The sequence below is a fragment of the Frigoribacterium sp. RIT-PI-h genome (genome assembly GCF_001297205.1).
In the GTDB taxonomy this organism is placed as follows: Bacteria; Actinomycetota; Actinomycetes; order Actinomycetales; family Microbacteriaceae; genus Frigoribacterium.
This window is the reverse complement of the sequence record NZ_LHOZ01000065.1, coordinates 165166-190577: the sequence shown is the minus strand read 5'-3', so window position 1 is coordinate 190577 and position 25412 is coordinate 165166. Positions and strand designations below refer to the sequence as shown.

The following is a 25412-nucleotide window of genomic DNA, read 5'->3' as shown; positions in this document are numbered from 1 at the left end:
TCGCATGAGTCAGCAACACCCGTGGTCCCGTTACGTCGCCCTCGGCGACTCGTTCACCGAGGGGATCGGCGACCCCGAGGAGCGCTCCCCCGGGGGCCACCGGGGGTGGGCCGACCGAGTCGCCGAGGTGCTCGGCGCCTCGACCGAGGACTTCGCCTACGCGAACCTGGCCGTCCGGGGCCGACTGCTGAAGCAGATCGACGACGAGCAGTCCGGGGCCGCGCTCGCCCTGCGACCGGACCTCATCTCGGTCTCGGCCGGGGGCAACGACATCATCCGCCCCGGCACCGACCCGGACGAGGTCGCCGCGCGCTTCGAGGGGCTGGTCGAACGGCTGCGGTCGGACGGTGCCACGGTCGTGGTCTTCACCGGCCCCGACATCGGCCTGACCCCCGTCCTCGGTCGCCTCCGCGGCAAGGTCGCGATCTACAACGAGCACGTCCACGCCATCGCGCTGCGGCACGACGCCGTGGTGGCGGACATGTGGGCGCTGCGTCAGCTCGTCGACCCACGGATGTGGGCACCCGACCGGCTGCACTTCAGTCCCCTCGGCCACCACACGATCGCCCGGATGGTCCTCCAGGCCCTCGCGGTCGAGAACGACCTCGCCCCCTACGAGCCCGAGCCGCTCGAGCGTCGACCGTGGCGCAGCGCCCGGGCCGACGACATGGGCTGGGCCCGCGAGTACCTCGTGCCCTGGGTCGTGCGCCGCATCCGGCACCAGTCGTCGGGCGACTTCGTCCAGGCCAAGCGGCCGGACGCCGTCACGATGGTCTATCGCGACGACGTCTGACCGGTCGGCGTCCGAGCCGGTCGCCGTCCGAGCCGTCGCCTCAGAGCACCTCGTCGGGATGCGTCAGCCGCCACCACGCCCCGGGCTCGCCGATGGTCGCGTCGAGCTCGAGGGGCACGACGTGCCGTTCTCCGTCGACGGTGAAGATGACGTCACCGACGCGGGTGCCGGCCGGGGCCGCCCCCACGTCGTCGGTCTCGACCGAGGCCGCGACGGTCTCGTCGCCCCAGACGAGCACGCTGGCGTCCTCCGCGGCGACCGCGCGGGCGGCGTCGCCCCAGGGCAGGTCGTAGTCGGCGAAGGCGTCGCCGCGGGTGGTCAGCGTGACGGTCCGGAAGCGGTCGGCGACGCTGGCGAGCAGGGCCTGCACGTCGCGGTCCAGCTGGTCGTGGTCCACTCCACCGAGCATGGCGCCCACGACCGTGACCTGCTGACCCCCGATCGTGTAGTCGGCCGCGAACAACAGGCAGGCCCCGGCCTCGTCGAGGGTGCCCGTCTTGATGCCGACGACGCCGGCCAGCCCGAGCAGTTCGTTGCTGTTGCTGATCTCACCGATGCCGGGCACGGTCGTCGTCGTCGTGCCGACCGTGCGGGCGACGTCGGGGTCGGCCAGGGCCAGCCGGCCGAGTTCGATCAGGTCGGTCGAGGTGCTCGTGTTCTGCGGTGACAGCCCGGTCGGCTCGACGAGCGTGGTCGAGGTGAGGCCGTGGTCGGCGAGCCAGGCCGCCGCGGCGTCGACGAACGCCTGGTCGCTGCCGAACGCCCACCGGGCCAGCACCTCGGCGTAGTTGTTCGCCGACTCGATCAGCATCACCTCGAGCACCTGGCGTTCGGTGAGGGCCTGACCGGCCGCCATCGGCGCCACCTTGCCATTCTGCGCCCGGTACGCGTCGACCAGGGCCGCCTCGGCCGGGCCGAAGGTCAGGGTCGGACCGTCGCCTCCGTCGGGCGGCTTCTCGTCGAGGACGACGAGGGCCGTGACGACCTTGCTGATGCTCGCGATGGGGCGGGGTCGTTCGTCGCCGCTCGTCGTCAGGCTGTCGTCCCAGCCGATCGCCTCGACCGCCGTCGCGCCGTACGCGGGGAAGGTCAGGTCGGGGCTCGCCTCGGCCGGCGCGGGGTAGGCGGCGACGTCCGCCGCGGCGGGCGCCAACGGGCCGAGCAGCGCGGGGGGGCCGTACCCGCCGACGGCGACGACCAGGGCGGGCAGCGTGATCACGCCCACGCGCCTCCGGACGACACCCGGGCGACGACGCCCGTCGACGCCGGTCACGCGACCGCCTCCGACCCGCCCGTCGGCACGCGCAGGGCCCAGAGGGCCACGGCCGAGGCGGCGGCCACGTTGAGGCTGTCGACACCGTGCAGCATCGGGATGGTGACGACGGTGTCGGCGGCCTGCAGGGCGGCACGGCTGAGCCCGTCGCCCTCGGTGCCGAGCAGCAGGGCGACGCGGTCCGGAGGCGCGGCCGCGTAGGCGTCGAGGGTCACCGCGTCGTCGCTCAGCGCGAGGGCGGCCACCTCGAACCCCGCGTCGCGCAGCAGCCCGGCACCGGCCGGCCACTCGGGGAGGCGCGTCCACGGCACCTGCAGGACGGTGCCCATGCTGACGCGGACGCTGCGACGGTACAGCGGGTCGGCGCAGCGCGGGGTGATCAGCACGGCGTCCGCCCCCAGGCCCGCGACGGCGCGGAAGATGGCGCCCACGTTCGTGTGGTCGACGATGTCCTCGAGCACGACGACGCGCCGGGCGCCGTCGAGCACCGACCCGACCGAGGGCAGCTCGGGACGGTGCATGGCGGCGAGGGCGCCACGGTGCAGGTGGTAGCCGGTGAGGGTCTCGAGCAGGGCCGCGTCGCCGACGAAGATCTCGCCCTCGTGGTCGGCCACGAGGGGCTCGATGTCGGGCAGCCAGCGGTCGGTCATCAGCACCGACCGGGGCACGTGGCCCGCCCGCAACGCCCGCTCGATGACCTTGGTCGACTCGGCGATGTAGAGCCCGCCCTCGGGCTCGGACACGCGTCGCAGGGCGACGTCGGTGAGCCGGTTGTAGTCGGCGAGGGCCTCGTGGTCGAGGTCGGTGATGCGGGTGACGTGCACGGTGCTCCACGGGGGACGGCCCCGGCGGACGGGCGACCGCTGGAATCGATTCGGAGGGGGACGCGTTTAGGCTAGCGTCACCGCACCCGAAGGAGCCCCACCCGTGTCGAACGACCCCGCGGTCCCCACCGACGAGCAGGCCCTCGAGGCGGCCGTCGAGGCCCTCCGCGGGCGCCGCGTCGCCGTGCTCACCGGGGCCGGGGTCAGCACCGACTCGGGCATCCCCGACTACCGGGGCGAGGGTGCTCCCCCGCGCAACCCGATGACATTCCAGCAGTTCCTCTCGAGTGAGGGCTACCGCAAGCGCTACTGGGCCGGCAGCCACCTCGGCTGGAAGTCCTTCCGCGCCGCCGGGCCGAACGAGGGGCACCGGGCGCTGGCCCGGCTCGAGGCCGCCGGCGTGACGAACGGCGTGATCACCCAGAACGTCGACAACCTGCACGTCCGCGCCGGGTCGCGCCGGGTGGTCGACCTGCACGGCACCGTCGACCGCGTGGTCTGCCTCACCTGCGGCCAGGCGTTCGCCCGCGACATGGTCGCGGCGCGCCTCGCGGCCGAGAACCCGTGGATCGACGAGCCCGACCAGGTGCGACTCGCCCCGGACGGCGACGTCGAGGTGCACGACATCGATGCGTTCGTCGTGCCGACCTGCACGGTCTGCGGTGGCCTGCTCAAGCCCGACGTCGTGTTCTTCGGCGAATTCGTGCCCACCGAGCGGTTCGCCGAGGCGCGGTCGATGGTCGTCGGTGCCGAGGCGCTGCTCGTCGCCGGCTCGTCGCTGGTCGTCAACAGCGGCATCCGCCTGCTCGACCAGGCGACGCGTCGCAAGCTGCCCGTGGTCGTCCTGAACCGGGGCGTCACCAAGGGTGACTCGCGGGCCACGGTTAAGCTGGACGCCGGCACGTCGGAGACCCTGGCGGCCCTGGCCGAGCACCTGGTCGCGTGACCCCCGGGGCCGTGCCCACCGGAGGAACGATGACGCTCTTGTACCTGGTCCGCCACGGCGAGACCGACTGGAACCGCGCCCGACGCATCCAGGGCTCCACCGACATCCCCCTGAACGACCTCGGTCGCTCGCAGGCCCGAGAGACCGGCGACCTCCTCGCCCGCCGCCGGTTCGACGCCGTCGTCGCCAGCCCTCTCTCGCGGGCGGCCGAGACCGGGTCGATCATCGCCGAGCGCCTGGGGCTGGCCGCGCCCGAGCTCGCCCCCGAGGTCGCCGAGCGCCGCTACGGCGATGCCGAGGGCCTGACCGGCGAGCAGGTCGAGGCACGGTTCCCCACGGGCACCCCGGTGCCCGGTCGCGAGAGCCGCGGGGCCCTCGTCGCACGGGTGCTGCCCGCCCTCGCCGCGATCGCCGCCCGGTACGGCGACGGCGCGTCCGTGGTCGTCGCGACGCACGGCGCGGTCATCCGGGCGGTGGTGAACCACGTCTCCCCCGACACCGACGCGCACCTCGGCGTGCCCATCCGCAACGGGTCGATCCACTCCTTCGAAGTCACCGGAGACACCCTGACCTTGCGTGAGTTCGACGACCCCATCGAGGTCGAGTCCGAACGCGCCGGCACCTACGCCTTCGAGTACCAGAACGCGCTCGAGCGCGACACGGCCGACCCGGCCTGAGTCCCCCGCCCGAGCGCCCTGCCCGTCAGCGTCCCGAGCGCCGGTGCCGGTGGCTACCCGCCGCGGCGACGTCGGCCAGCAGGCGCAGCAGCACGTCGGCCGAGTCAGCCCAGCTGAACCGGGCGGCCTGCTCGACCGACGCGGCCGAGCGCGCCTCCCACTCGCCCTCGAGCCGGCGGACGGCGGCGGCGATCGACGCGGGCGACGACGGGTCGACGTAGAGCGCCGCGTCACCACCGATCTCGCGGAAGATCGGTATGTCACTGACCACGGCCGGCGTGCCGAGCGCCATGCCCGCGACGAGCGGGATGCCGAACCCCTCGGCGCGCGAGGCCGTCACGACGGCGGTCGCACCGAGCAGGGTCTCGCGGTACTCGTCGTCGCTCGCCCCGTCGTGGAAGACCAGCGACCCGACCGGCGCCAGAGCCGTCAAGGAGGCGCGCTCGGCCTCGGACACCCGGCTCATCAGGTGCAGTCGGTACCCGTCGAGCAACGGCAGTGCCCTGACCAGCGCGGTCACGTTCTTGTACGGCATGAACGACCCCATGTAGACGAGGTCGCGCCGCGCGGGTGCGGTGCGCGGCTCGACCGCGTCGACCGGATCGACCGGATCGGCCGCGTTGTACACGACCGTCACGGGACGCCGGGTCAACCGGTGGCGACGCATCTCGTCCCGCGTCGTGCGGCTCACCGTGACGACCGCGTCGGCCCGGTTCAGCAGCACCCGCTGCGGCCACCAGGCCAGGTGGTACAGCCGCCACAGCAGCTTGATCGGCAGGGCGAACTCGGGCGGTGGCGTGCGGTTCGTGTAGTAGATCAGGTCGTGCAGCGTCAGCACGAGCGGGTACCGGCGCCCGGCCGAGCCCATGGTCTGCATGGGCGACCAGACGACGTCGGGGCGCAGCCGGTTCACCTGCCGGGCCACGAGGGGTTCGAGGACGCTGGTGGGCGCGCTGACGAGCACGTGCGGCTGGTCGGGCAGCTTGTCGAGCTGGCGTGGGTCGCTGACGAGCATCGTCACCTCGTGGCGCTCGGCCAGGGCCGACACGACGCCGGCGCTGAACCGGCTGATGCCGTCGTGGCGTCCGACGCGGACGTACCGGCAGTCGACGACGACCCTCATCGGACGAACGCCTCGATCGCGGCGGCGGCCTCGCGCGGCTTCTCGTAGTGGATCAGGTGGCCGACCCCGTCGATGACGTCGAGCGTCGCGTCGGGGAAGAGCGCCTGCAGCCGGTGCTGCGCCGGCAGGGCCGTGATGTCGTCGCGGTCGGCGGCGATCAGCAGGGTGGGCACGGTGACGCGGGCGGCGTACGTGCTCACGTCGCTCGAGACCGAGGCGCGGAACGCGTCGAGCACCACGCGACGGTCCGAGAACCGTGAGAAGAAGCTGTCGTGCTGGTCGTGGATCCACCGGCGCAGGGCCCGGTCGTGCGTCTTGACCATCGCGAGGCTCGTCATCCGCGTGACGGCGGCGTTCTGCAGCACCTGCTGCCCGGCGCGCTCCGGCAGGGCGGCGCCGGCCCAGTAGTAGAAGACGGCCAGGCGGGTCACCACGCCGCGCGGGCCCTGCAGGGCGGGGGCGGCGATCGGGTTGACCAGGATCAACCGGGAGGCGCGGAGTCCGTCGGCCACCGCGGCCGACGTGACGATCGAGCCGAACGAGTGCCCCAGCACCACGACGTCGTCACCGAGCGAGAGGGTCGCCACGAACGCGGTCAGCCAGCGCGCGTACGCCGCGACGCTGTGCTCTCCGTCCAACGGGGTCGACTCGCCGAAGCCCGGCAGGTCGGGCATGACCACCCGCACGTGGTCGAGGTGCGCCACGACGGGTTCGAGACCGTGGTGGTCGCCCCGGAAGCCGTGCACCGCGACGACGGTGACCCGCGCCTCCTGCCCCTCGGGTGGTTCGTACGTCCAGTAGCGGGTGAGGCTGCCGGCGACCTCGACGGCGTCGTCGCGCACCGGTCGGGCGTCGAGGCGGGCACGGTACGGCGACTTCACGCGCGGGGGTCGGACGATCACGCGCCCGAGTCTACGAGCGACGCGCTGGGCGGAGTGCGCGCCCCGGGGCGCGCGCCCGTAGGGTGGGCGGGTGAGCTTCACTGCCCCGATCCAGCAGCCCGGACTGACCCTCGACCCCAACTGGCACCGCCGGGCGGTGTTCTACGAGGTGATGGTGCGGTCGTTCGTCGACAGCAACGGTGACGGGGCGGGTGACCTGCAAGGTCTGCTCACCCGCCTGGACTACCTGCAGTGGCTCGGCGTCGACGCCCTCTGGCTGCCGCCGTTCTTCCAGTCGCCCCTGCGCGACGGCGGCTACGACATCCAGGACTACAAGGCGATCCTGCCCGAGTTCGGCACGCTCGACGAGTTCCGCGACCTCGTGACCAAGTCGCACGAGCGCAACATGCGCATCGTCATCGACATGGTGCTGAACCACACGAGCGACCAGCACGAGTGGTTCCAGCAGAGCCGCGAAGACCCCGAGGGTCCCTACGGCGACTTCTACGTCTGGCGCGACACCGACGAGGAGTACTCGAACATCCGGGTCATCTTCGTCGACACCGAAGAGTCCAACTGGACGTTCGACCCGGTTCGCCGCCAGTTCTTCTTCCACCGCTTCTTCTCGCACCAGCCCGACCTCAACTTCGAGAACCCCGCCGTCCAGGAGGCCGTGTTCGACGTCGTCCGTCACTGGCTGTCGATGGGCGTCGACGGCCTCCGACTCGACGCGATCCCCTACCTCTTCGAGACCGAAGAGGGAAACGGCGAGGGCGAGCCGGCCACGCACGACCTGATCAAGCGCCTGCGTGCGATGGTCGACGAAGAGTTCCCCGGACGCGTGCTCATCGCCGAGGCCAACCAGTGGCCGGCCGAGACAGCGGCGTTCTTCGGCACCGAGGACGAGCCCGAGTGCCACATGGCCTTCGACTTCCCGGTCATGCCCCGCATCTTCTACTCGCTCCGCGCCCAGAGCGCCGACGAGCTCAAGCGCATCCTCTCGGAGACCACCGAGGTGCCACCGGGGGCCGCCTGGGCGGTGTTCCTCCGCAACCACGACGAGCTCACCCTCGAGATGGTCAGCGAGGAGTACCGGCAGGCGATGTACGGCTGGTACGCCTACGACCCGCGCATGCGGTCCAACATCGGCATCCGCCGCCGTCTCGCCCCGCTGCTCGACAACTCGCGCGCCGAACTCGAACTCGTGCACGCTCTGCTGTTCTCGCTGCCCGGCAGCCCGTTCCTGTACTACGGCGACGAGATCGGGATGGGCGACAACATCTGGCTGCCGGACCGCGACTCGTCCCGCACGCCCATGCAGTGGACGCCCGACCGCAACGCCGGCTTCTCGACCGCCGACCCGGGCAAGCTCTTCCTGCCGGTCGTCCAGTCGCTCGTCTACAACTACAACCTGGTGAACGTCGAGAGCCAGCTGGCCCAGTCACGGTCGCTGCTGCACTGGGTGCGCAACGTCATCCACGTGCGCAAGGCCCACCCGACCTTCGGCCTCGGCACCCTCGAGGTGCTCGAGACCGACCAGGAGTCCGTCCTGTCGTTCGTCCGCTCGTACGAAGGGGCGGGGACGCAGTTCGGCGACTCGGCCGAGGACATCCTCTGCGTCTTCTCGTTCGGTCACAACCCGACCTCGGTCGACATCGTGGCCCCGCAGTTCGCCGGGCGCACGTTGTTCGACCTGTTCGGTGGAGCGCAGTTCCCCTCGTTCGACGACGAGGGAAAGGTGACGCTGACCCTCGGGACGCAGGCGTTCTTCTGGTTGCACGTCGGCGACGTGCCCGCCGCGGCGGCACCCGCTGTCGGTGGCGCCTCCTAAACTCGCAGGGTGACTGACACCGAGACGCCCGGCACCGCTCCCGACCTCGCGGCCGTGGGCGAGCCGCCGGCCGTCTGGTGGCAGGCCCTCGGCGTCTTCGACCTCGAGACCACCGGCATCGACGTCGAGACGGCCCGCATCGTGACCGCCCACGTCGGCCTGATCGACGCCACCGGGGCCACCGTCGCCCATGGCGAATGGTTGGCAGACCCCGGTGTCGAGATCCCCGAGCAGGCCAGTGCCGTGCACGGCATCTCCACCGAGCGGGCCCGCGCCGAGGGGCGTCCGGCCGCCGAGGTCGTGGCCGAGATCGTCGCGGCCATCCGGGCCGTCTTCGCTCGCGGCGTGCCGCTGGTCGTCTACAACGCGCCGTACGACCTCACCCTGCTCGACCGCGAGGCCCGCCGCCACGGCGTCGAGCCGTTGGGTGAGGTCGGCGAGATCGGTTGCGTCGTCGACCCCCTCGTCATCGACAAGGCCGTCGACACCTATCGCAAGGGCAAGCGCACCCTCGAGGTCGCCGCCGCGGTCTACGGCGTGTCGCTCGACGACGCGCACGACGCCGGGGCCGACGCGATCGCCGCGGGTCGCGTGGCCCAGGCGATGGCCAAGCGGTACCCCGACCGGCTCGACGTGCCCGTCACCGAGCTGCACGATCTCCAGGTCGGCTGGTGCTCGACCCAGGCCGAGAGCTTCCAGCAGTACATGCGCCGGGCGAAGGACCCCACCTTCACGGCGCACGGCGACTGGCCGCACCGCCCTCTCCCGTTCGCCTGAGCGGGGTCGCGCCCCGCGCCTCCTCGGGTCGCGCGGGCCTCTCGCGCTTTCCACGTGGCCTGACGTCGGGCACCCAGCCGAGGCGTGTCGCCCGGGTACGCGAAAGAGGCGGCCCACCGAAGTGGACCGCCTCTGACAGGGCTGCGGGCTGAGGCCTACTTGCCGAAGTTCTTGTAGCGCGAGTTGAACTTCTCGACGCGGCCGGCCGAGTCGAGGATGCGCTGCTTGCCCGTGTAGAACGGGTGCGACTCGGACGAGATCTCGACGTCGATGACCGGGTAGGTCTCACCGTCGAGCTCGATGGTCTTGTCGCTCGTCGTGGTGGAGCGCGTGAGGAACGTGGCGCCCGATGCGAGGTCCCGGAAGACGATCTGCTTGTACTCGGGGTGGATGTCGGTCTTCATGATTGTCCTAGGTCTAGCGAACGAGTGATGATGGTGAGTTCAGGAGGCACGCGCAGCGACGCTGCGGACCAGCTGTCAACGATACCAGACCGACAGCCCGGATCGTAGGAGGCGCGGGTCAGCCGGCTGCGCGGGCCGAGTACCGGCCCCCGTCGGACTCGACCCGCAGCTCGACGCCGAAGGTGGCGCCGAGGGTCTCGGCCGTGATGACCTCGTCGAGCGGACCGGCCGCGACGACGGAGCCGTGGTCGAGCAGCAGGGCGTGCGTGAAGCCCCGGGGGATCTCTTCGACGTGGTGGGTCACCATGACGATGGCCGGAGCGCCCTCGGACGAGGCGTAGCCCGACAGCATCTGCAGCAGCTCTTCGCGGGCGCCGAGGTCGAGGCTCGCGGCCGGCTCGTCGAGGAGCAGCAGCTCGGGGTCGGTCATGACCGAGCGGGCGATCTGGACGCGCTTCTGCTCGCCGTCGCTCAGCTCGCCGAACGTGCGGTCCGAGAGGTGGTCGAGCTTCCACTCGTCGAGAACGCGGTGCGCCCGACGGACGTCGACGCCCTCGTACTCTTCGTTCCAGCGACCGGTGACCGAGTAGGCGGCCGTCAGGACGACGTCGACGACCTTCTCTTTGGCGGGGATGCGACGGGCGATGGCCGTCGAGGCGAAGCCGATGCGCGGCCGCAGGTCGAACAGGTCGACCGAGCCGAGGTCGGAGCCGAGGATGCTTGCCTCGCCCGACGAGGGGTGACTCTGCGCGGCGGCCACCTGGAGCAGGCTGGTCTTGCCGGCACCGTTCGGCCCGAGCACGACCCAGCGCTCGTCGGAGTCGACCGTCCAGGTCAGCTTGTCGACGACGGCGGTGCCGCCTCGGACGATCGAGACATCGGTCAGCTGCAGGACGGTAGGCATGCTGCTCAGCCTAGTTGAGCAGGCCCTCGTAGATCCCCAAGGTCTGCTCGGCGATCCGTGACCACGAGAACTCTTCTTCGGCCCGCATGCGGCCGGCCCGCCCCATGAGGCGTGCGAGGGCCGGGTCGGAGACGACCTCGGTGAGCGTGGCCGCCAGGTCGGCGACGAAGCGGTCGGGGTCGACCGGGGTGCCGGTGCCGTCCTGCACCTGCTCGAGGGGCACGATGCGGCCGGTCAGGCCGTCCGCGACGACCTCGGGGATGCCACCCGTGTCGGACCCCACGACGGGCACGCCGCAGGCCATCGCCTCGAGGTTGACGATGCCCAGGGGCTCGTAGACCGAAGGGCAGACGAAGGTGGTGGCCTGGCTCAGCACGGCGCTGAGCTGGTGCCGGGGCAGCACGGTGTCGATCCAGACGACCCCGGTGCGCTCTTCCTGGAGCTCGCGGACCAGGCCCGTGACCTCGGCCATGATCTCGGGGGTGTCGGGCGCACCGGCGCAGAGCACGAGCTGCACGTCGGCGGGCAGCAGCTTCGCCGCGCGCAGCAGGTACGGGAGGCCCTTCTGACGGGTGATGCGACCGACGAAGACGACCGACGGGCGGTCGGGGTCGATGCCCAGGCCCCGGACCAGCTCGGCGTCGTCGACGCGTTGCCACCCCTCGAGGTCGATGCCGTTGTACACGACCTGGACCTTCGACTCGTCGATCGACGGGTAGGAGCGCAGGATGTCACGGCGCATGCCGTCGCTGACGGCGATCACGCGATCGGCGGTCTCGTAGGCCTGGCGCTCGATCCAGCTCGAGACGCGGTAGCCGCCACCGAGCTGTTCGGCCTTCCAGGGGCGCAGCGGTTCGAGGCTGTGGGCCGTCAGGACGTGAGGGACGCCGTGCAGCATCTGGGCCAGCTGGCCGGCCGCGTTCGCGTACCAGGTGTGGCTGTGGACGACGTCGGCTCCGGCGACGTCCTGGGCCATGGTGACATCCACACCGAGGGTGCGCAGGGTGGCGTTCGCCTGGTCGAGCTGGGGCAGGTCGGGGTACCCGGTCGTGTCGGGTTCGGGGTCGACCTCGCCGAACGCCCGCACCTGCACCTCGACGCCCTGACGCAGGGCCTTGACGAGTTCGACGACGTGGACGCCCGCGCCCCCGTAGACGTTGGGCGGGTATTCCTTGGTGATGACATCGACTCGCACGTGGTTCACCGTAGTCGTGCGACCGCGAATCGTGCCATTCTGGCCCCATGGCATCAAAGAAGATCTTCGGCATCGTCCTGGCTGGTGGCGAGGGCAAACGCCTGATGCCGCTGACCGCCGACCGCGCGAAACCCGCTGTCCCGTTCGGTGGCAACTACCGTCTCATCGACTTCGCCCTGTCGAACCTGATCAACTCGGGTCTGCGGCAGATCGTCGTGTTGACCCAGTACAAGTCGCACAGCCTCGACCGCCACGTCTCGCAGACCTGGAGCATCGAGGGCCTGCTCGGGGCGTACGTCGCCTCGGTCCCGGCCCAGCAGCGACTCGGCAAGCGCTGGTTCGCCGGCAGCGCCGACGCCATCCTGCAGAGCCTCAACCTGCTGCGTGACGAGAAACCCGACATCGTCGTGGTGGTGGGTGCCGACCACGTCTACCGCATGGACTTCTCCCAGATGATCGAGGCGCACATCGCCTCGGGTGCCGGGGTCACCGTGGCCGCCATCCGTCAGCCCATCTCCCTCGCCGACCAGTTCGGCGTCATCGAGGTCGACTCGGACGACCCGACGCGCATCGGCCGGTTCCTCGAGAAGCCCACGGACGCCACGGGCCTCCCGGACTCCCCCGACGAGATCCTCGCGTCCATGGGCAACTACGTGTTCGACGCGGACGTCCTGATCGACGCCGTCCTGCGCGACGGCGAGAAGCCCGACTCGAACCACGACATGGGCGGCGACATCGTGCCCGACTTCGTCTCCCGTGGCGACGCGGCCGTCTACGACCTCAACCGCAACGAGGTGCCCGGGTCGACCGAGCGCGATCGTTACTACTGGCGCGACGTCGGCACCATCGACTCGTTCTACGACGCGCACCGAGACCTGATCTCGGCCCTGCCGATCTTCAACCTCTACAACACCGACTGGCCGATCTTCAGCCAGCAGCTCAACTCGCCCCCCGCGAAGTTCGTCCGGGACGGCCACGGCAACCTCGGCACGACGATCGACTCGATCGTGTCGCTGGGTTCGCTGCTCTCGGGTGCGCACGTGGAACGCAGCGTCCTGGGTCCCTGGTGCACCCTCGACAGCGGTTCACGCGTCGTCGACTCGGTCGTCTTCGAGCGGGCGCACGTCGGCCCGAACGCCGTCGTCAACCGGGCGATCCTCGACAAGGACGTCGTCATCGCGGCCGGGGCCTCCGTCGGCGTCGATCCCGAGGCCGACCGGGCCCGCGGCTTCACCGTCACGCCGTCCGGCATCACGGTGGTCGGCAAGGGGGTCCGGGTCGACCAGTAGTCGTCCGGGGTCACACGAGAGGCGCGGTGCGCCGACGGCCCTAGGCTGTCGGCGTGCCGCGTTTCCTCATCGTCCTCGACGTCGACTCCACCCTGATCGAGGACGAGGTGATCGAGCTGCTGGCCGACGCCGCCGGTTCGCGAGATCGCGTCGAGGACGTCACGTCCCGGGCGATGGCGGGTGAGCTCGACTTCGCCGCGAGTCTCGCCGAGCGCGTCGCGACCCTCGAGGGGTTGCCCGAGTCCGTCTTCGCCGAGGTGCGTTCGCGCCTCACGCCGACCCGCGGCGTCCGTGACCTCCTCGACGTCGTCCACGCCGCGGGTGGCCTCGTCGGCGTCGTGTCGGGCGGGTTCCACGAGACCCTCGACCCGCTGGCCGACGACCTGGGTCTGGACTTCCGCCGGGCCAACCGTCTCGAGGTGCGGGACGGCCGGCTGACCGGACGGGTCTCCGGTCCGGTGATCGACGCGCACGCCAAGGCCGCCGCCCTGCGGCAATGGGCCGAGGAGGCGCGGGTCGGCCTCGCGCAGACCGTCGCCGTCGGTGACGGGGCCAACGATCTCGAGATGATGGCCGTCGCGGGACTCTCGGTCGCGTTCAACGCCAAGCCGCGGGTCCGTGAGCGAGCCGACGTGGTCGTCGGGACGAACGACCTGTCCCAGCTGCTGCCCCTGCTCGGACTGCGCGGCTGACCCGCGGCGGGAGGCGGGCGCCCCTCGAGGGGACGACCCGCGCCTCCTGCGTGGTCGGACCTAGTGGCCCATTCCGAGGCCGCCGTCGACCGGGATCACGGCCCCCGAGATGTAGGCGGCGTCGTCGCCCGCGAGCCACGTGATCGTCTTCGCGACCTCTGCCGTGGTGCCGTACCGGCCGGCGGGGGTGCTCTTCTTGTACTCCGCCTGCTGCGCCTCGGGCCGGACGGCGGGCATGTCGGTCTCGACGCAGCCGGGGGCCCCCACGTTGGCGGGGATGCCGCGGGCTCCGAGCTCGCGGGTCAGCGAGCGGGCGAAGCCGACCAGGCCCGCCTTCGAGGCGGCGTAGTTGGCCTGGCCCGGGCCGCCGTAGAGGCCGACGACGCTCGACACGAGGACGATGCGTCCGAAGCGGGCCTTGAGCATGCCCTTGGACGCCCGCTTGACGACGCGGAAGGCGCCGCCGAGGTTGGTGTCGACGACCGAGGTGAAGTCGTCCTCGGTCATGCGCATGAGCAGACCGTCCTTCGTGATGCCGGCGTTGGCGACGACGACCTCGACCGGCCCGAGCTCGGCCTCGACGGTGCTGAAGGCCGCGTCGATCGACGCGGCGTCGGTGACGTCGGCGACGACGGTGAGCGTGCCCTCGGGGCCCTGCCCGCTGCGGGCCGTGACGGCGACGCGGTGACCCTGGGCGACGAACTCTTCGGCGATGGCGAAGCCGATGCCTCGGTTGCCGCCGGTGACGAGGACGGTGCGGGGCGTGGTCATGGGTTGTCTCCTCGTGAGCGATCTCGACGGTGGCCGCGAGGTCGCGGCGCGGATCGGCGAACCTGTGATCGGCAGGCCGCTGACCAGCCTACTGTCGGACCCGGGTCTTAGGATCGAGGCGGTCCCCCGGGCGTCCCGCCCCCGAGATCCGTCCGGCACCCGTCCGTGGTGCGTCCGCCCTCTTCCCGACATCGAGGTGTGCCCCGTGAAGGCCTCGAACACGATCACGTCCCTTCCGCCCTCCCCCACCGACGACCGGCACTCCCGCATGGTCAAGTACCTGGTGGCGATGGGCATCAGGTTGGTCTGCATCGCCCTCTGCTTCGTCTTCCCTCTCGGCTGGTGGACCCTGTTGCCCGTCATCGGTGCCGTCGTCATCCCCTACATCGCCGTCGTCTTCGCGAACGTGGGCCACGAGGCGGGCGACGCGGTCGAGAGCCCGGGCGGCATCGAGCTCTACCGCGAGCCGCAGGCGCCGTTCCGGCCGACCGTGGTCGACGGCGACTCAGGTCCTGCCGGCCCCGCCGCCTCGTCCGACGACGTGCCCGGCGAGGCGGATCACGATCGGCGGAGCGCCTGATGCTCGGCCTCGATCCCGTCGGCGTGCAGTGCTCTCGCGCCTCCTGTCGAGCCGAGGCACGGCATAATGTGCACTGGCGCAATCCCAAGATCCACGGCATCGACCGGGTCAAGGTGTGGTCGGCATGCGACGAGCACGTCGACTTCCTGCGCGAGTTCCTCGAGGCACGTGACTTCCCGGTCGTCGTGACGGGGGTGTCAGAGGTCGTCGAACAGGTCGGAACGGAGGCGCGGTGACGAACATCCGCTTCGCCCTCTCGCGCAGATGGCTGGGCTACCTCGCCGTCGCCGTCGTCTTCGCGATCATCTGCGTGTTCCTCGCCCACTGGCAGTGGTCGCGGCACGACGAGAAGCTCGCGGTCGTGCGCCAGCTCGAGCAGACCTACGACGCCGACCCGGTCCCCCTGCAGCAGGCGTTGCCCGAGCTGTCGTCCTACGACGCCGCGCAAGAGTGGCAGCCGGTCGAGATGACCGGGCGCTACCTCGCCGACGACGAGTTGCTGGTGCGCAACCGCCCGCTCAACGGGCAGCCCGGCTTCGAGGTCCTCGTGCCGTTCCGCACGACGCAGGGCCAGATCTTCGTCGTCGACCGCGGCTGGGTGCCGACCGGCAACGCCCAGGACTCCCCCGACGTCGTGCCCGCGCCTCCGTCGGGCGACGTCACGGTGGTCGCACGCCTGAAACCGGGTGAACCGGCTCTGGGCGACCGGACGGGCGTTCCCGGGACGAACCAGATCGCGACCATCCAGCTCAGCGAGGTCGAGTCCCGCGTCGGGCAGCCCGTCTACTCGAGTGCCTACGGGCTCGTCGTCAGCGAGAGCCCCGCGCCAGCCACGGCACCCGTGCCGTCCTCGAAGCCCGAGATCGACACGGGCCTCAACCTGTCGTACTTCGTCCAGTGGTTGATGTTCGCGGTCGGAGCCTTCGGTTTCCTGTTCTACGTCTTCCGACAGGAGTACCGCAACCAGAACGCCGACGACGACGAACTCGTCGAGCGTGAGGCCGAACGGCAGCGTCGTCGCGACGCCCGGCCCCGCCATGACAACGACGTCGAGGACGAGATCCTCGACGGCGCGCGCCGCTGACCACGGCGCCGTACACCGCTGACCATGGCGCCGACCGGGGCTGCGGCTGCGGCTGCGGCTGCGGACCTGGTCAGGCCGGGGTGATCACGCCAAGTTGATCAAGTCGGAGTAGTCCGGGGTCCAGTGGTCCTCGGTGCCCTCGGGCATGATCAGCACTCGCTCGGGGTTCAGGGCCTCGACGGCGCCCTCGTCGTGGCTCACCAGGACGACGGCACCCTCGTAGTTGCTCAGGGCGTCGAGGATCTCGAGGCGGCTCGCGGGGTCGAGGTTGTTGGTGGGCTCGTCGAGCAGCAGGACGTTCGCCCCCGAGACGACGATCATCGCCAGAGCCAGCCGTGTCTTCTCGCCGCCGGACAGCACACCGGCCGGCTTGGCCGAGTCGTCGCCCGTGAAGAGGAACGAGCCCAACACTCGCCGCGCCTCCATCTCGGTGATGTTCGGCGAGGACGACACCATGTTCTCGAGCACGCTGCGCTTGACGTCGATCGTCTCGTGCTCCTGGGCGTAGTAGCCGACCCGCAGCCCGTGGCCCGGCTCGAGCTGCCCGGTGTCGGGCTCGTCGACCCCGGCGAGGATGCGCAACAGGGTGGTCTTGCCGGCACCGTTCAGGCCCAGGATGACGACCTTCGAGCCACGGTCGATGGCGAGGTCGACGGCGGTGAAGATCTCGAGCGAGCCGTAGCTCTTCGACAGGTTCGAGGCCATGAGGGGCGTCTTTCCGCACGCCACCGGCGTCGGGAAGCGCAGCTTGGCCACGCGGTCGACCGCGCGGACCTCGTCGAGGCCGGAGAGGAGCTTCTCGGCTCGTGCCACCATCTGGTGGGCCGCAGCGGCCTTCGACGCCTTCGCGCCGAACCGGGCCGCCTGCTTCTGCAGGGCCGAGGCCTGCTTCTCGGCGTTCGAGCGCTCCTTCTTGCGGCGCTCCTCGTCGGCAGCACGCTGCCGCTGGTAGTTGCGCCACCCCATGTTGTAGACGTCGATGGCCTGGCGGTTGGCGTCGAGGTAGAAGACGCGGTTGACGACTTCCTCGACGAGTTCGATGTCGTGGCTGATGACGATGACGCCGCCCTGGTAGGTCTTCAGGTACTCGCGGAGCCAGACGACCGAGTCGGCGTCGAGGTGGTTCGTGGGCTCGTCGAGGATCATCGTGTCGGCCGCCGAGAACAGGATGCGGGCCAGCTCGATGCGTCGGCGCTGACCACCCGACAACGTCGACAGGGGCTGGTCGAGGATGCGGTCCGGCAGGCTGAGGTTGCTAGCGATGGAGGCGGCCTCGGCCTCGGCTGCGTACCCGCCGAGGGCGTTGAACTGGTCGTCGAGGTCGCCGTAGCGTTTCATGGCGCGCGCGGCGACGTCAGGATCGGGGTCGCCCATGGCGAGGGTCGCTTCCTGGATGCCGAGCAGCAGCTGGCCGAGACCTCGGGCGTCGAGGATGCGCGTCCGGGCGAGGTCTTCGGGGTTGCCGCTGCGAGGGTCCTGCGGCAGGTAGCCGATCTCGCCGGAGCGCTCGATCTTGCCGCCCGTCGGGAGGGTCTCACCGGCGAGCGTCTTGGTCATGGTCGTCTTGCCGGCGCCGTTGCGGCCGACGAGGCCGATCTTGTCGCCCCGGTCGACCCGGAACGAGACGTCGGCCATGAGGAGGCGCGCGCCGACGCGGATCTCGAGATCGTGCACGGAGAGCACAGCAGATGTCCAATCGATTGGTGAGGAGTCCACAACGGGGCCCGGAAGGGGGCCGCCCATAGGATGGGGACGTCGTGTGGAGAGGGTCGCAGCACTGCGCTGCCGACCAGCCGCTCGGCCGATCAACCTACCCATTCTAGGAGTCCCCATGACGAACACTGCCGCATCGACCTCACGGCCGGTCCTCGCCGACCGTCTGGTGGCCCGGGGCGCCACCACCGACGTGGCCCTCGTCCTCGGTGGGGTCGCCGTCGTCTCGGCCCTCGCGCAGGTGCAGGTGCCGCTCTGGCCGGTGCCCGTCACCGGACAGACGCTCGGTGTGATGCTCGTCGGCGCCTCCCTCGGCGCCCGTCGCGGCGCGCTTTCCCTGGCCACCTACCTGGTGCTGGGCGTCGCCGGACTGCCGATCTTCGCCGAGTTCTCGGGCGGCCCCCTCAGCGTCTTCAAGCCGAGCTTCGGCTTCGTGATCGGCTTCGTCGTGGCGGCGGCCGTCATCGGCTGGCTGTCCGAGCGGGACTGGGACAAGAAGTGGTGGCGCTCGGCGGCCGCCTTCTTCCTGGCGAGCCTCATCCCCTTCGCCGTGGGCCTTCCCTATCTGGCGGTCGTGCTCGGTTCGTTGGGTCTGCCGAACGACCTTCCGAGTGTCCTCGCGGCCGGCCTGTACCCGTTCATCGTCGGCGGCATCGCCAAGTGGCTGATCGCGGCGGCGGCCCTGCCCCTCGCTTGGCGTGCGCTGAAGCACATCGGTGACTAGCGCCTCCTGCTCCCCGGCGTGATCGTCGAGGACGCATGACGAAGCCCCGCCCCTCTCGGAGGGGCGGGGCTTCGTCGTCGTGCCGACGGGCCGGATTCAGATGGAGAACCCGATGGCGCGCATCATGTCGCGACCGTCGTCAGTGATGCGATCGGGACCCCACGGCGGCATCCACACCCAGTTGATGCGGAAGGCGTCGACGACACCGTCGAGGGCGTTCGCGGTGTCTCCCTCGATGACATCCGTCAACGGGCAACCCGCACTCGTCAGCGTCATGCTGATGATGAGGGCGTTCTCGTGCTCTTCGTCCATCGCGAGGTCGTAGATGAGCCCCAGATCGACGATGTTGACGCCCAGCTCGGGGTCGACGACCTCTTTCAGTGCCTCGATGGTCTGATCGAACTTCTCGGGGCTGAGTGCGACGGCCACGGTCAGACCGCCGAGGTCGCAGCGGCCTCGGCGGCAGCCGTGACGTACCGGTCGTAGCCCTCGTTCTCGAGACGGTCGGCCAGCTCGGGGCCACCCTCGTCGGCGACGTGGCCGTCGACGAACACGTGGACGAAGTCGGGCTTGATGTAGCGCAGGATGCGCGTGTAGTGCGTGATGAGCAACAGACCGAGACCGGTGTTGGCCTTGGCACGGTTGACGCCCTCGGAGACGATCTTCAGCGCGTCGACGTCGAGACCGGAGTCGGTCTCGTCGAGGACGGCGAACTTCGGCTTGAGGAGCTCGAGCTGCATGATCTCGTGTCGCTTCTTCTCGCCACCCGAGAAGCCTTCGTTGACGTTGCGCTCGGCGAAGGCCGAGTCCATCTTGAGGGCGTTCATCGACTCGCGGAGGTCCTTGATCCAGCCGCGGATGGCCGGGGCCTCGCCGTCGAGGGCCGTCTTGGCCGTGCGGAGGAAGTTCGAGACCGTGACGCCGGGGATCTCGACGGGGTACTGCATGGCGAGGAAGAGCCCCGCCTTGGCGCGCTCGTCGACGCTCATCTCGAGCACCTCGCGACCGTCGAGCAGGATGGAGCCCCCGTCGACGTTGTAGCGGGGGTGGCCGGCGATCGTGTAGGCGAGGGTCGACTTGCCCGAGCCGTTGGGGCCCATGACGGCGTGGATCTCGCCCTCGTTGATGGTGAGGTCGACGCCCTTGAGGATGGGCTTGGGGCCGGCGTCGGTGTCGATGCTGACCTTGAGGTCGCGGATCTCGAGAGTGGACATGCGTTCTGTTCCTTTACTGTGCGGCGCCGGTGGAGGTCGAGGTGGTGTCGACGTACACCTCGCCGTCGATGACGGAGACCGAGAAGACCGGTACGGGTTCGTAGGCGGGCAGCGTGAGCGGCTTGCCGGTGGTGAGCTCGAACTTCGAGCCGTGGGCCCAGCACTCGAGGGTGTCGTCCTCGACGAAGCCCTCGGAGAGCGAGATGTCGCCGTGGGTGCAGGTGTCACCGATCGCGTGGATCGTGCCGGCACTGTCTTTCACGACCGCGATCGCGACACCGTCGACGACGACGCGGTGCGCCTGGGAGGGGCTGACGTCGTCGACGCCGCAGACCTTCGTCGCCATCAGGCGACCGTCTCGGTCGACGTCGCCTCGCCCGCGGCGAGTTCGGCCTCGATGGCGTCCACGAGGCGGGCCTGCAGGTCGGCGTCGCCGATCTTCTGGATGACCTCGACGAGGAAGCCGAGCACCACCAGGCGGCGTGCCTCGTGCTCGGAGATGCCACGCGACTGCAGGTAGAAGAGGTGCTCGTCGTCGAAGCGACCGGTCGCGCTGGCGTGACCGGCGCCCTCGATGTCACCGGTCTCGATCTCGAGGTTCGGGATCGAGTCGGCGCGCGTGCCCTCGCTCAGCACCAGGTTGCGGTTCTGCTCGTAGCTGTCGGTTCCGGGAGCCGTCCGTCCGATGAGAACGTCACCGATCCACACCGTCCGGGCACCGGCACCCTGGAGGGCACCCTTGTAGTTCACGCGGCTCCGCGTCTTGGGGGCGTCGTGGTTGACGTAGACCTGCTGCTCGAGGTGCTGGCCGGCGTCGGCGAAGTAGACGCCGTAGAGTTCGGCGTCGGCACCCTGCTCTGCCAGGTGGGCCGACGGGTTGACCCGGACGACCGATCCGCCGAGGCTGACGACGAAGTGCTTGAGCTGGGCGTCGCGACCGATGCGGGCGTGGTGGCTCGCGAGGTGCACCGCGTCGTCGTCCCACTCCTGCAGGGTGACGACGGTGAGGTGCGCACCCTCGTCGACGAGGATCTCGACGTTCTCGACCAGCTGCGCCGACCCGGTGTTGCGGAGGACGACCATGGCGTGGCTGTTCGCCTTGGCGTGGATCAGGGTGTGACCGGCCCGTGGCTCGCGATCGAGACCCGAGCGTCCGACGGTGATCGCCGACGGCTCGTCGCCCGTGAGCGTCACGGCCAGAACCTTCTCGGCACTCGACCACGCGTTCGCCGCCGCTTTGTCTTCGGGCGTTCCGGCCGTGCCGACCCGAGAGTCGCTGCGGTCGATCCATTCGACGGTGGCACCGGGCGTCTCTCGAGCCAGGTAGGCATAGGGCGAGCCGTCGAGGTCACCGTCGATCAACGGACGGAGGCGCGACACCGGGCTGAGCTTCCAGTCCACCTCGCGACCGGTCACGTCGGGGAACGCCGCGGGGTCGACCGAGGTGAACCGCTCGGAACGCGTCTGCACGGGCACGAGGCCCCAGCCGCCGTCGCTGTGGGCACCGGCGCCGTGCTGGACGCCCGGCGTGGGGGTGGACTCTGGTGTGGGGGTGGGTGCTGCGGCGGACATCTAGCCGACTGATCCTTCCATGCTCATCTCGATGAGCTTGTTGAGTTCGAGCGCGTACTCCATCGGGAGCTCGCGGGCGATGGGCTCGATGAAGCCACGGACGATCATGGCCATCGCTTCGTCTTCGGCCATGCCGCGCGACATGAGGTAGAAGAGCTGCTCTTCGCTGACCCGCGACACGGTTGCCTCGTGACCCAGTTGGACGTCGTCGACCCGGATGTCGATGGCGGGGTACGTGTCGGACCGGGAGATCGTGTCGACCAGCAGGGCGTCACAACGGACCGTGTTGGCCGCGTGGTGGGCCGCTTCGTCGACACGCACCTCGCCACGGTAACCCGCGCGACCGCCGCCTCGGGCGATCGACTTCGAGACGATCGAGGACGTCGTGTAGGGCGCCATGTGGATCATCTTCGCGCCGGCGTCCTGGTGCTGACCGGGGCCCGCGAAGGCGACGGACAGGGTCTCGCCCTTGGCGTGCTCGCCGACCAGGTAGATCGACGGGTACTTCATCGTCACCTTCGATCCGATGTTGCCGTCGATCCACTCCATGGTCGCGCCCTCGTGGGCGATCGCCCGCTTGGTGACCAGGTTGTACACGTTGTTGGACCAGTTCTGGATCGTCGTGTAGCGAACGCGGGCGTTCTTCTTCACGATGATCTCGACCACGGCCGAGTGCAGGGAGTCGGACTTGTAGATCGGAGCCGTGCAGCCCTCGATGTAGTGGACGTAGCTGCCCTCGTCGGCGATGATGAGCGTCCGCTCGAACTGACCCATGTTCTCGGTGTTGATGCGGAAGTACGCCTGCAGCGGGATCTCGACGTGGACGCCCTTCGGAACGTACACGAACGAGCCGCCCGACCAGACGGCCGTGTTCAACGCGGCGAACTTGTTGTCGCCGGCCGGGATGACGGTGCCGAAGTATTCCTGGAAGAGCTCGGGGTGCTCGCGCAGCGCCGTGTCGGTGTCCATGAAGATGACACCCTGCTGCTCGAGGTCCTCGCGGATCTGGTGGTAGACCACCTCGGACTCGTACTGGGCGGCGACGCCCGCCACGAGGCGGTTGCGCTCGGCCTCGGGGATGCCGAGCTTCTCGTAGGGGGTCTTGATGTCGTCCGGCAGCTCGTCCCAGGGGGTCGCCTGCTTCTCGGGCGAGCGCACGAAGTACTTGATGTTGTCGAAGTCGATGCCCGACAGGTCGGCGCCCCACGTCGGCATGGGCTTGCGCTCGAACAGCGTCAGGCCCTTGAGCCGGTTCTTGAGCATCCACTCGGGTTCGCTCTTCAGGTTCGAGATGTCGGTGACGACCTCGGGTGACACCCCTCGGCGCGCCGAGGCGCCCGCGGTGTCGGAGTCGGACCAGCCGAACTCGTACTGCCCCAGGCTCGCGAGCTCGGGTCGATCGATCAACACGTCTGACATGACTACCTCTTTCTCTGCCGGACCGAACACGGGTCGGCCGAACGGCATTCCCCGGGTGGTGGAGCGGCCCGGTTGCTCGCCCTGCGAGTCGAACACACCGGCTGTCGCCGCCTCGCCGGTCGACGCTCGACGTGATCGAGTCGTCAGGTGGCGTTGCTTAGACTGGTGGTGAAGGCCGTGCACCGCTTCTGCGGATCTCACGGTCTTCGGATGTCTCCGTCGACACCCTGCCGGGTCGTGTTCCTGAACCCGTTGATTCTACAGGGCCGACCGCCGAAAGTGACGAAAGGCAGCAAGTCGTGAGCAACGCACAGGTGGGCGCCACCGGAGTCCTGACCCGAGCCTGGTCGTGGCTCCCCACGACCGTCGATCGTCGGGTCCGTTTCATCGCCTGGGCGTCGTTCGTCTGTCAGGCGCTGCTGATCGGCACGGGAGGCGCGGCGCGGCTCACGGGATCGGGCCTCGGCTGCCCCACCTGGCCCCGCTGCACGGCCGACTCGTTCGTCAGCACGCCGGAGATGGGCATCCACGGCGTCATCGAGTTCGGCAACCGTCTGCTCACCTTCGTGCTCACCCTGGTGGTCATCCTCGCGTTCCTCTTCGTGCTGCGGATGCGCACGGTCCGTCGCGACTTCTTCTGGCTCACCCTCCTGCAGGGTCTGAGCATCCCCTTCCAGGCCGTGCTCGGGGGCATCACCGTCCTCACGGGCTTGAACCCCTACATCGTCGGAGCCCACTTCGTCGTCTCGATCGTCCTCGTCGCGCTGACCACCACGTTGCTCTGGCGGGTGTACCGCGGGCCCCGGGGGCACCACGCGGCGACTCCGCGGGGCTACGCGCGGCTCGTCCACGTGGCCGCGGCCGTCGTCGGCGTCACGGTGGTCGTCGGCGTCCTCACGACCGGCTCCGGCCCGCACGCCGGTGACGCGGCCACGCCCCGCAACGGTCTCGACCCGGCGATCATGGACCACGTCCACAGCTGGCCGGCCTACGCCACCCTCGCCCTCACCCTGGCCGTCGTCGTCTGGACGATCCGGGCAGGCCTCCCCCGACGGTTCCCCCTCGCCCTGCTCGGTGTCGAGCTCGTGCAGATCGCGGTCGGCATCACTCAGGCGCGCACCGGACTTCCGCCCCTGCTCGTCGGTGGACACATGGTGCTCGCAGCGCTGCTCGTGGCCGCGACGACCGCCGTCGTGCTCTCCCTGCGCAACGACCAGGCACCGGACGAGGTCGAGCCGATCGTCGAGGCGGCCGCCGTCCGCGCTTGATCGACGCGACCGTGGGGTCTAGTCGCGGCGCATGACGGTGTCGACGTCGTCCTGGTCGACGACGACGAATCCCGTGCGCTCGTAGAGCGACACGGCACGACTGCCGGTGAGCACGTCGAGGGTGATCGACCCCGTGGTGACCGAGCCGATCGCCTCGGCGAGCAGGGCGGTTCCGATGCCGCGACCTCGCGCCTCCTCGACCAGGTAGAAGTGACGGAGCCAGGTCGTGTCGCCGTCCGGGTGCAGCGCCATGCAGCCGAGGAGGCGCTGGTCGCCCTCGACGACCCGCGTCTCGTCGGCGGCGAACTCGCGCACGAAACGAGCACGGTGGCGGGGCGGGTTCCAGATGCCGAGACGCTCGAACTCGGGCCTCAGGACGACGAGCTTCAGATCGGTCAGTGGTCCGACGTCGTCCGGGCGCGCCGGACGGACCGTCCAGTCGGAGGGGCTCACGAGGCTAGAACGGGAGCAGGGGGTCGACGCCGACGGCGACGAACAGCAGCGTGAGGTACGTGATCGAGCTGTGGAAGACGCGCATCGGCCGGACCTCGGCGACGTGCTGGATGGCCCGGCTGTAGAGGCGGTGGGACTCCCAGACGAACCAGGCGCCGCTGGCGAGGGCCACGACCGTGTAGAGCACGCCCATGCCGGCGACGGGGACGAGGATCAACGAGCAGACCACGGTGGCCCAGGCGTAGAGGATGACCTGCAAGCCGACGATGGACCGGCCGCGCACCACGGCGAGCATCGGGACGTCGGCCGCGGCGTAGTCGTCGCGGTACTTCATCGACAACGGCCAGTAGTGCGGCGGCGTCCAGAGGAAGATCACCATGAAGAGGATGACGGCCGACCACGAGAGGTCGTTCGTGACGGCGGCCCAACCGATGAGCACGGGCATGCACCCGGCGATCCCGCCCCACACGATGTTCTGCGGCGTGCGGCGTTTGAGCCAGAGCGTGTAGACGACGACGTAGAAGAGGATGGCCCCGAGCGAGAGCGCCGCCGAGAGCAGGTTCACCGTCAGGGCGAGCCAGACGATCGACGCGACGCCGACCACGTACGAGAAGACCAGCGCCTCGCGGTCGCTGACGTCACCCGTGACAAGCGGCCGACCCTGGGTGCGCTTCATGATGCGGTCGATGTCGCGATCGATGTAGCAGTTGAAGGCCGAGGCCGAGCCGGCGCTCAGGGCGCCGCCGATCAGCGTCGCCGCGACGAGCCACAGGTTGGGGATGCCGCCCTGGGCCAAGAACATCGTCGGCGCCGTGGTGACGAGCAGGAGCTCCATCACGCGGGGCTTCGTGAGGGCGACGTACGCCCGAGCCTTGCGACGGAAGCCCCGGGGTGACGTGTCGGGGCGGATGTCTACGGCTGCGGTCATGAGTCCTCTAACGAGACGAACGGTTTGCCCGAGGAGTCTAGGCGATGAACGTCGACGCTGACGGCGAGCCCCCGGCC

28 protein-coding genes are annotated in these 25412 nt (G+C 70.1%); 12 read left to right on the top strand and 16 right to left on the bottom strand.

Translation table 11 applies throughout. The annotated features are described in order from the left end of the window. Nucleotides 1–4 precede the first annotated feature (4 nt). Complete coding sequence (locus AEQ27_RS07830; protein ID WP_054146114.1) at nucleotides 5–793, top strand: SGNH/GDSL hydrolase family protein; 789 nt, start codon at nucleotides 5–7, stop codon at nucleotides 791–793. 40 nt (nucleotides 794–833) lie between these two features. On the opposite strand, the gene AEQ27_RS07825 is transcribed toward AEQ27_RS07830, so the two are convergent. Next, nucleotides 834–2066, bottom strand: a complete 1233-nt coding sequence (locus tag AEQ27_RS07825) for a D-alanyl-D-alanine carboxypeptidase family protein (RefSeq protein WP_161805506.1) — start codon at nucleotides 2064–2066, stop codon at nucleotides 834–836. Further along, nucleotides 2063–2890 (bottom strand): RNA methyltransferase, encoded by an 828-nt coding sequence (locus AEQ27_RS07820; RefSeq protein WP_054146112.1) that lies wholly within the window; start codon nucleotides 2888–2890, stop codon nucleotides 2063–2065. Before AEQ27_RS07820 ends, AEQ27_RS07825 begins: the two co-directional genes overlap by 4 nt. A 103-nt stretch (nucleotides 2891–2993) precedes the next feature. Here AEQ27_RS07820 and AEQ27_RS07815 point away from each other — a divergent pair, with 103 nt between their 5' ends. Next, the gene (locus AEQ27_RS07815) at nucleotides 2994–3836 is read left to right on the top strand and encodes an NAD-dependent protein deacetylase (RefSeq protein WP_054146111.1); all 843 of its coding nucleotides are present in this window, start codon (nucleotides 2994–2996) and stop codon (nucleotides 3834–3836) included. Between the two features lie 29 nt (nucleotides 3837–3865). After that, complete coding sequence (locus AEQ27_RS07810; RefSeq protein ID WP_054146110.1) at nucleotides 3866–4513, top strand: histidine phosphatase family protein; 648 nt, start codon at nucleotides 3866–3868, stop codon at nucleotides 4511–4513. A 25-nt stretch (nucleotides 4514–4538) separates the two neighbouring features. On the opposite strand, the gene AEQ27_RS07805 is transcribed toward AEQ27_RS07810, so the two are convergent. Beyond that, nucleotides 4539–5636 carry a glycosyltransferase family 1 protein gene (locus AEQ27_RS07805; RefSeq protein WP_054146109.1) on the bottom strand — a complete coding sequence of 366 codons (1098 nt, stop codon included), beginning with the start codon at nucleotides 5634–5636 and terminating at the stop codon, nucleotides 4539–4541. Beyond that, nucleotides 5633–6538 (bottom strand): alpha/beta fold hydrolase, encoded by a 906-nt coding sequence (locus tag AEQ27_RS07800; RefSeq protein WP_235451014.1) that lies wholly within the window; start codon nucleotides 6536–6538, stop codon nucleotides 5633–5635. The genes AEQ27_RS07805 and AEQ27_RS07800 overlap by 4 nt, the downstream gene beginning before the upstream one ends. A gap of 70 nt (nucleotides 6539–6608) precedes the next feature. Here AEQ27_RS07800 and treS point away from each other — a divergent pair, with 70 nt between their 5' ends. Further along, on the top strand, nucleotides 6609–8348 hold the full coding sequence (gene treS, locus AEQ27_RS07795; RefSeq protein WP_054146108.1) for a maltose alpha-D-glucosyltransferase: 1740 nt from the start codon (nucleotides 6609–6611) through the stop codon (nucleotides 8346–8348). Between the two features lie 54 nt (nucleotides 8349–8402). Beyond that, complete coding sequence (locus AEQ27_RS07790; RefSeq protein ID WP_054146192.1) at nucleotides 8403–9125, top strand: 3'-5' exonuclease; 723 nt, start codon at nucleotides 8403–8405, stop codon at nucleotides 9123–9125. Nucleotides 9126–9280: 155 nt separating this feature from the next. On the opposite strand, the gene AEQ27_RS07785 is transcribed toward AEQ27_RS07790, so the two are convergent. The 3 genes from AEQ27_RS07785 to glgA all read right to left on the bottom strand — a co-directional run bounded on the left by AEQ27_RS07785 (nucleotide 9281) and on the right by glgA (nucleotide 11628). Further along, the gene (locus AEQ27_RS07785) at nucleotides 9281–9529 is read right to left on the bottom strand and encodes a type B 50S ribosomal protein L31 (protein ID WP_043594989.1); all 249 of its coding nucleotides are present in this window, start codon (nucleotides 9527–9529) and stop codon (nucleotides 9281–9283) included. A gap of 118 nt (nucleotides 9530–9647) precedes the next feature. Further along, nucleotides 9648–10433, bottom strand: a complete 786-nt coding sequence (locus AEQ27_RS07780; RefSeq protein WP_054146107.1) for an ABC transporter ATP-binding protein — start codon at nucleotides 10431–10433, stop codon at nucleotides 9648–9650. 10 nt (nucleotides 10434–10443) lie between these two features. Next, entirely contained in the window at nucleotides 10444–11628 is a 1185-nt protein-coding gene (gene glgA, locus AEQ27_RS07775) for a glycogen synthase (RefSeq protein WP_054146191.1), read from the bottom strand. A gap of 47 nt (nucleotides 11629–11675) precedes the next feature. On the opposite strand from glgA, the gene AEQ27_RS07770 reads away from it, so the two are divergent. Further along, on the top strand, nucleotides 11676–12917 hold the full coding sequence (locus tag AEQ27_RS07770) for a glucose-1-phosphate adenylyltransferase (RefSeq protein ID WP_054146106.1): 1242 nt from the start codon (nucleotides 11676–11678) through the stop codon (nucleotides 12915–12917). 53 nt (nucleotides 12918–12970) lie between these two features. Continuing rightward, the gene (gene serB, locus AEQ27_RS07765; protein ID WP_054146105.1) at nucleotides 12971–13609 is read left to right on the top strand and encodes a phosphoserine phosphatase SerB; all 639 of its coding nucleotides are present in this window, start codon (nucleotides 12971–12973) and stop codon (nucleotides 13607–13609) included. Nucleotides 13610–13669: 60 nt separating this feature from the next. Here the strand turns inward: serB and fabG are convergent, their stop codons facing one another. Then, nucleotides 13670–14380 (bottom strand): 3-oxoacyl-ACP reductase FabG, encoded by a 711-nt coding sequence (fabG, locus tag AEQ27_RS07760; protein WP_054146104.1) that lies wholly within the window; start codon nucleotides 14378–14380, stop codon nucleotides 13670–13672. Nucleotides 14381–14585: 205 nt separating this feature from the next. Between fabG and AEQ27_RS18300 the strand changes: the two genes are divergently transcribed. From AEQ27_RS18300 to AEQ27_RS07745, 3 genes are read left to right on the top strand one after another with little or no spacing between them, the layout of a single operon-like run. After that, nucleotides 14586–14960, top strand: coding sequence for a DUF3099 domain-containing protein (locus AEQ27_RS18300; RefSeq protein WP_054146103.1), 375 nt, complete (start codon nucleotides 14586–14588; stop codon nucleotides 14958–14960). Further along, nucleotides 14960–15196 (top strand): hypothetical protein, encoded by a 237-nt coding sequence (locus AEQ27_RS07750; RefSeq protein ID WP_043594994.1) that lies wholly within the window; start codon nucleotides 14960–14962, stop codon nucleotides 15194–15196. Before AEQ27_RS18300 ends, AEQ27_RS07750 begins: the two co-directional genes overlap by 1 nt. Beyond that, nucleotides 15193–16044 (top strand): SURF1 family protein, encoded by an 852-nt coding sequence (locus AEQ27_RS07745; RefSeq protein ID WP_054146102.1) that lies wholly within the window; start codon nucleotides 15193–15195, stop codon nucleotides 16042–16044. Before AEQ27_RS07750 ends, AEQ27_RS07745 begins: the two co-directional genes overlap by 4 nt. Nucleotides 16045–16128: 84 nt before the next feature. Here AEQ27_RS07745 and AEQ27_RS07740 read toward each other — a convergent pair whose 3' ends face one another. After that, nucleotides 16129–17727, bottom strand: a complete 1599-nt coding sequence (locus tag AEQ27_RS07740; protein ID WP_054146101.1) for an ABC-F family ATP-binding cassette domain-containing protein — start codon at nucleotides 17725–17727, stop codon at nucleotides 16129–16131. A gap of 148 nt (nucleotides 17728–17875) precedes the next feature. Between AEQ27_RS07740 and AEQ27_RS07735 the strand changes: the two genes are divergently transcribed. Next, entirely contained in the window at nucleotides 17876–18481 is a 606-nt protein-coding gene (locus tag AEQ27_RS07735) for a biotin transporter BioY (protein ID WP_054146100.1), read from the top strand. Between the two features lie 96 nt (nucleotides 18482–18577). On the opposite strand, the gene AEQ27_RS07730 is transcribed toward AEQ27_RS07735, so the two are convergent. The 5 genes from AEQ27_RS07730 to sufB are packed head-to-tail and all read right to left on the bottom strand — an operon-like array spanning nucleotide 18578 to nucleotide 22686. Beyond that, nucleotides 18578–18910, bottom strand: coding sequence for a metal-sulfur cluster assembly factor (locus AEQ27_RS07730; RefSeq protein WP_043594998.1), 333 nt, complete (start codon nucleotides 18908–18910; stop codon nucleotides 18578–18580). 2 nt (nucleotides 18911–18912) lie between these two features. Continuing rightward, nucleotides 18913–19695, bottom strand: a complete 783-nt coding sequence (sufC, locus tag AEQ27_RS07725; RefSeq protein ID WP_054146099.1) for a Fe-S cluster assembly ATPase SufC — start codon at nucleotides 19693–19695, stop codon at nucleotides 18913–18915. 13 nt (nucleotides 19696–19708) lie between these two features. Continuing rightward, a complete protein-coding gene (locus AEQ27_RS07720) occupies nucleotides 19709–20041 on the bottom strand; it encodes a non-heme iron oxygenase ferredoxin subunit (protein WP_082059966.1) in 333 nt (110 codons plus the stop codon). Then, nucleotides 20041–21267 carry a Fe-S cluster assembly protein SufD gene (gene sufD / locus AEQ27_RS07715; protein ID WP_054146098.1) on the bottom strand — a complete coding sequence of 409 codons (1227 nt, stop codon included), beginning with the start codon at nucleotides 21265–21267 and terminating at the stop codon, nucleotides 20041–20043. The genes AEQ27_RS07720 and sufD overlap by 1 nt, the downstream gene beginning before the upstream one ends. Then, nucleotides 21268–22686, bottom strand: a complete 1419-nt coding sequence (gene sufB, locus AEQ27_RS07710; RefSeq protein WP_054146190.1) for a Fe-S cluster assembly protein SufB — start codon at nucleotides 22684–22686, stop codon at nucleotides 21268–21270. A 299-nt stretch (nucleotides 22687–22985) separates the two neighbouring features. On the opposite strand from sufB, the gene AEQ27_RS07705 reads away from it, so the two are divergent. Continuing rightward, complete coding sequence (locus AEQ27_RS07705) at nucleotides 22986–23954, top strand: heme A synthase (protein ID WP_235451013.1); 969 nt, start codon at nucleotides 22986–22988, stop codon at nucleotides 23952–23954. A gap of 18 nt (nucleotides 23955–23972) precedes the next feature. Here AEQ27_RS07705 and AEQ27_RS07700 read toward each other — a convergent pair whose 3' ends face one another. Together AEQ27_RS07700 and AEQ27_RS07695 are read right to left on the bottom strand one after the other, a co-directional pair. Beyond that, nucleotides 23973–24407 (bottom strand): GNAT family N-acetyltransferase, encoded by a 435-nt coding sequence (locus AEQ27_RS07700; protein WP_054146097.1) that lies wholly within the window; start codon nucleotides 24405–24407, stop codon nucleotides 23973–23975. 4 nt (nucleotides 24408–24411) lie between these two features. Next, nucleotides 24412–25335, bottom strand: coding sequence for a heme o synthase (locus tag AEQ27_RS07695; RefSeq protein ID WP_054146096.1), 924 nt, complete (start codon nucleotides 25333–25335; stop codon nucleotides 24412–24414). Nucleotides 25336–25412: the final 77 nt, after the last annotated feature.